The organism is Neisseria sp. P0021.S005, assembly GCF_051956955.1.
In genome coordinates this window covers 1-4,248 of sequence record NZ_JBQCWY010000239.1, presented here as the reverse complement: position 1 = coordinate 4,248, position 4,248 = coordinate 1, and the positions used below count along the sequence as shown (strand labels likewise).

At 49.7% G+C, this 4,248-nt stretch carries 4 protein-coding genes; 3 read left to right on the top strand and 1 reads right to left on the bottom strand.

The features are described 5' to 3' along the window. The 3 genes from ACTHUE_RS11785 to ACTHUE_RS11775 all read left to right on the top strand — a co-directional run. The coding region (locus ACTHUE_RS11785; protein ID WP_440423534.1) for an aminoglycoside phosphotransferase family protein at positions 1-456 on the top strand (456 nt) is incomplete at its 5' end. An 84-nt stretch (positions 457-540) separates the two neighbouring features. Next, positions 541-2,436: a tRNA uridine-5-carboxymethylaminomethyl(34) synthesis enzyme MnmG gene (gene mnmG / locus ACTHUE_RS11780; protein WP_440423532.1), complete on the top strand. Its 1,896-nt coding sequence runs from the start codon at positions 541-543 to the stop codon at positions 2,434-2,436. A 244-nt stretch (positions 2,437-2,680) separates the two neighbouring features. Beyond that, positions 2,681-3,304, top strand: a complete 624-nt coding sequence (locus ACTHUE_RS11775) for a hypothetical protein (RefSeq protein WP_188209955.1) — start codon at positions 2,681-2,683, stop codon at positions 3,302-3,304. A 234-nt stretch (positions 3,305-3,538) separates the two neighbouring features. Here the strand turns inward: ACTHUE_RS11775 and ACTHUE_RS11770 are convergent, their stop codons facing one another. Next, entirely contained in the window at positions 3,539-4,129 is a 591-nt protein-coding gene (locus ACTHUE_RS11770) for a 5-formyltetrahydrofolate cyclo-ligase (RefSeq protein ID WP_440423530.1), read from the bottom strand. Between the last annotated feature and the right edge of the window lie 119 nt (positions 4,130-4,248).

Below are 4,248 nucleotides of genomic sequence, written 5' to 3'. Positions count from 1 at the left end.
GTGTATGTCCACCGCGACTTTATCGTCCGCAATCTGATGCTGGCAAAAGGCCGCCCGGGCGTGTTGGACTTCCAAGACGCGCTTTACGGCCCGATTTCCTATGATTTGGTATCGCTGCTGCGCGATGCATTTATCGAATGGGAAGAAGAATTTGTATTGGACTTGGTCATCCGTTACTGGGAAAAAGCACGCGCTGCCCAGTTGCCTGTGCCTGCCGAGTTTGACGAGTTCTACCGCTGGTTTGAATGGATGGGCGTACAACGCCATTTGAAAGTAGCCGGTATTTTTGCCCGTCTGTACTACCGTGACGGCAAAGACAAATACCGCCCTGAAATCCCGCGCTTCTTGAACTACTTGCGCCGCGTATCCCGCCGTTACAACGATTTGGCTCCGCTGTATGCATTGCTGGTCGAATTGGTCGGTGATGACGAATTGGAAACAGGCTATACCTTCTAAGCTTGGTTTTTTAAGATTTGATTCCATTTTTCAGACGGCCTGATCAACAAAAGGCCGTCTGAAACCTTTACAGAACACATAAACATGACTTACATGATTTACCCCAAAACCTACGACGTGATTGTCGTCGGTGGCGGCCATGCCGGTACCGAAGCCGCACTTGCCGCCGCACGCATGGGTGCGCAAACCCTGCTGCTTTCACACAACATCGAAACCCTCGGCCAAATGTCGTGCAATCCCTCCATCGGCGGTATCGGCAAAGGCCACCTCGTGCGCGAACTCGACGCATTAGGCGGCGCAATGGCGTTGGCAACCGACAAATCCGGTATCCAGTTCCGCCGCTTGAATGCCAGCAAAGGCGCGGCAGTGCGAGCCACGCGCGCGCAGGCAGACCGTATCCTATATAAAGCCGCCATCCGTGAAATGTTGGAAAACCAAGAAAACCTCGATCTTTTCCAACAAGCCGTCGAAGACGTAACGCTTGATGGCGAACGCATCAGCGGCGTGGTTACCGCGATGGGCGTGGAGTTTAAAGCACGCGCCGTCGTACTGACCGCAGGCACGTTTTTGTCCGGCAAAATCCACATCGGTTTGGAAAACTACGAAGGCGGCCGCGCCGGCGACCCAGCCGCCAAATCCTTGGGCGGCCGCTTGCGCGAATTGAACCTGCCTCAAGGCCGTCTGAAAACCGGCACGCCTCCGCGTATCGACGGACGCACGATTGATTTCTCCCAACTGACCGAACAGCCCGGCGACACACCCGTTCCCGTAATGTCCGTACGCGGCAGCACCGATATGCACCCGCGCCAAGTGTCTTGCTGGATTACGCATACCAACACGCAAACCCACGACATCATCCGCTCAGGCTTCGACCGCAGCCCGATGTTTACCGGCAAAATCGAAGGCGTGGGTCCGCGTTATTGTCCGTCTATCGAAGACAAAATCAACCGCTTCGCCGACAAAGACAGCCATCAGATTTTCCTCGAACCCGAAGGCCTGACCACGCACGAATATTATCCTAACGGTATCTCCACCAGCCTGCCGTTCGACATCCAAATCGCCCTTGTGCGCAGCATGAAAGGCCTTGAAAACGCCCATATCCTGCGCCCCGGCTACGCCATCGAATACGACTATTTCGATCCGCGCAACCTTAAAGCCAGCCTCGAAACCAAAACCATCCAAGGCCTCTTCTTTGCCGGACAAATCAACGGCACGACCGGCTACGAAGAAGCCGCCGCGCAAGGCCTGCTCGCAGGCGCAAATGCCGTGCAATACATCCGCGAACAAGATCCGCTCCTGTTGCGCCGCGAACAAGCCTATCTCGGCGTATTGGTGGACGACCTCATCACCAAAGGCGTGAACGAACCCTACCGCATGTTCACCAGCCGCGCCGAATACCGCCTGCAACTCAGGGAAGACAACGCCGATATGCGCCTGACCGAAGACGGCTACAAAATCGGCTTGGTGGGTGAAGAGCAATGGCGCATGTTCAACGAAAAACGCGAAGCCATCGAACGCGAAATCCAACGCTTGAAAACAACGTGGTACACGCCGCAAAAACTCGCCGAAGAAGAGCAGCTGCGCGTATTCGGCCAAAAACTCAGCCGCGAAGCCAACCTGCATGACCTCCTGCGTCGTCCGAACCTCGACTACGCCGCGCTGATGACCCTGCCCGACGCACAACCTGAAACCACACTTGCCGACAGCGTGGTCGAACAAGTCGAAATCCAAGTTAAATACCAAGGCTATATCGACCGCCAAAACGAAGAAATCGACAGCCGCCGCGACATCGAAACCTTAAAACTGCCCGACGACATCGATTACAGCAAAGTCAAAGGTTTGTCGGCAGAAGTGCAGCAAAAGCTCAATCAGCACAAACCTGAAACCGTCGGCCAAGCCAGCCGCATTTCCGGCGTAACACCTGCCGCCGTCGCATTGCTGATGGTGCATTTGAAACGCGGGTTTAAAGATGCTAAGTAAGGTTTAATTTGAATAAAGGCCGTCTGAAACTGAAAATCAGGTTTCAGACGGCCTTTTTATCAAACCTGGGGCTAGAGAAGGGAATCGCCACCCCGACCTTTGCGTTATGAATGCGCTGCTTTACTGACTGAGCCATAAAGAAAATAATTACTTATTAGGTTAAGTTGTCATATAAAAAATATGACGAATTTTAAAAAATTTTTTATAATGCTTAATGTTGGTTAACATTTTAGGAATTTAACAAATGAAAAAAATATTGAAATGGGTCGCTATTGCTTTAGGCGGTTTATTTGTAATTGGTCTTTTTGCTGGTAATAGTCATCAAGTCAATAACAATCAGCAAGGAAAGGGTAGTCAGCAAGGTAATACTGCCGTGCAGAAGGAATCAGTTTCCAATGGGGAAAATACTACAGATGCTAAAGTTGAGAAAGAACAATCAAATTGGAATTATGGAGAAAATAAAGATGAAATGAGAAATCAAACTTCTCATTGGGCTAGCATTCAATCAGAAAACACTACAGAATTTGATTTCCCATATAACGGTGGTTCAAAGTTAGAAATCACAATTCGGAAAAATCCGGAATATGGAAATGATGTAATTATTGGAATTTCAAAAGGGCAGTTTACATGCGGACTTGGTTGTAAAATGAAAGTTAAGTTTGATGATGGGGATATTCAGACTTTTAATATGGTTGGATCCGATTCGGGAAATCATGACATTATCTTTATCAATGGCAGTAAATCCGTAACTAATTTTACAAAAAACTTGAAAAAGTCGAAAAAGGCTATAATTGAGGTTGAATTTTTCCAAGCAGGGGCGCGCCAGTTCAAGTTCGACGTTTCAGGTTTAAAATGGGAATATTTCTAACTATTTAAAGAAATTGATAATTTTGAAATTCTTATAAAGACCGCCTGAAAGGGCGGTTTTTATATTTTCAGGTATTTTTTATTATTTAATTATTATATTTGGCAAGGCAACCGTTATCATATACATAAACTGGTTTTTCAAAACAAAACTGTCTGAACAGTTTTGGAAATCCTTTAACAGTTGGTTGATTTACGGCCTTGATAAGGCGAATATTCAAATTGCCGTAATCAGCCTTCAGGGCCGTCTGAATTTCAATACGCCAAGCTCGGAGACAAAGCCGTTTAGGGGGATGTCGTGGGGTTCGGTCGGTAGGGTGTCAGTCAGTTGGCAGCCGAAGCCTACGCCCAGGGTTTGGGTTTGCAGGCGGTATTTCGTGGCGGAGAGGGTGGCGTCGTAATAGCCGCCGGCTTGTCCGAGGCGGTAGCCGCGTTTGTCGATGCCGACGATGGGGACCAGTAGCAGGCTGAGTTGGTGGACGCGGATTTTTTTGCCGGTGAATTGGGGGACATGCAATTTAGCGCGGCCGCGTTTGCGTTCTTGTTTGGCACCGTCGGCAGGGTAGGGGGTGAACCACATCCGCCGCGTGTTCGGTTCGATATAGGGCAGGTAGAGTTTGGCGCCGCGTTTTCGTGCGGCACGGACAAAGCCGTCCAATCGCAATTCCTTACCCATCGGCCAATACACGCCGATTTTCCGTCCTTTTTTGATGTAGGGCTTGAGCAGGCGGTTGATGGTTTCGGTGGCGGCGTTTCGCTCGTCAGCGCTCATTTGGGCGCGTGCGCGGCGGAACTGTTTGCGTAATGCCGATTTTTCGGGGTTCCTCATTTTCAGACGGCCTTTCGGGATTGCGGTAGAATGTTGCGATTATAACGATTTTGTTAACATTCAAACAGGACGCACACGATGTGGCACATTGTCGCCATCGGCTATCTTTTTGTTGCCGT

Excerpts from the sequence above, each read along its gene's own strand:
- ACTHUE_RS11775 (WP_188209955.1), top strand. The coding sequence starts at position 2,681 with ATGAAAAAAATATTGAAATGGGTCGCTATTGCTTTAGGCGGTTTATTT.
- ACTHUE_RS11770 (WP_440423530.1), bottom strand. The coding sequence starts at position 4,129 with ATGAGGAACCCCGAAAAATCGGCATTACGCAAACAGTTCCGCCGCGCA.
- mnmG (WP_440423532.1), top strand. The coding sequence starts at position 541 with ATGACTTACATGATTTACCCCAAAACCTACGACGTGATTGTCGTCGGT.